The following is a 1147-nucleotide window of genomic DNA, read 5'->3' as shown; positions in this document are numbered from 1 at the left end:
GTGAGTCATCATGTATTGAATGTAATGACAGCTTAACTTTATAAACAGCGTAAATAAAAAACTCCCGCCCATGCGCTCGTCTTTTACCATTTTTATATGTACAAACTATCCACACATTAAAAGTAACTGAGCCATATTTATCACTGTTTAAAGTATAACAAGTCTTATAACTACGCCGCCCTCTAATTAATTGTCTAGTTCCGCCATGTTTGCCCCGAATAATCACTGGCATTTCAAAAGGAATATCAAGAGCTTGCAACCATCTGATGACTGGCACACAGAAGAATTCTCGGTCTAAATACAATCTTTCGATTTGAAGATTTAAAGGCTCAATCAGTGCTAAAAGATAAGTGATAATTGCTACTTTTGTATTTTGTTGTTGAACAGCTTTAATAGCTAAGGTGACTCGCTTATTCTTTTTAATTACATAGACAGTAGCATAAGCATAAAAAGAGCAAGTGCCATTTTTAGCTTGACTTCTGTAAATATATGGCGCTTCTAATAGTGTCGGTTCACCATAATAAGGAATTAAGTTAAAGTCAATGGCTATTTTTTGTTTTCCCTGTCGAATCCCATCTGGCAAGCGACTTTGTAGTGCTGTATTTAAGTCTAATTCCAGAGATTTTAGGTCTGAATATTTCTCTAAATGGTAACGTATGTCATTACTTGTAGGAACATTTTTTAAGACTTTGGTAGTATTTTCAATACTATCTTTTTGGGTGGCTGCTCGAATTAAAATTTCAAAGATATTTTGTTGTTCACACTTGCCTTGAGTCTGAATTGGAATATGTTCTGTTAAACAGTTAACTACTTCATTTAAGGTTTTACTATCAGTTAAAACTGGTTGTGTTGCAGTCATAGCCAAACTCAATCATCCTCAGAATCAAAAAATTTTTATCTTTACCCCTATACTTTACAAAAATTGCATACCACAGTACCAGAACTATATTCTGGTGCAAAATCTACCCTTACCTTTTTGGTTAATTGATTAATTTTACTTATGTTATATTTCTCAATTACTTTTCCAAAAAGCGTATCAATAAACACAGTTTATTAGGCAAGAATCAGATACCCAGGTATCGATCACAGAGCGATCGCAGAACTTTTAGGTCTACTGACAGTAATCTGCTGTCGGGCTGTGTTAGTT

1 protein-coding gene is annotated in these 1147 nt (G+C 34.2%); it reads right to left on the bottom strand.

The genetic code is table 11. The annotated features are described in order from the left end of the window. A partial coding sequence (locus RRG12_RS44325; protein WP_420763384.1) for an ISH3 family transposase occupies window positions 1-859 on the bottom strand: 859 nt, incomplete at its 3' end. Window positions 860-1147: the final 288 nt, after the last annotated feature.

This window comes from Nostoc sp. CALU 546, assembly GCF_048836525.1.
Note: the sequence above shows the minus strand (reverse complement) of the source record. Positions and strands in the feature narration are given on the sequence as shown.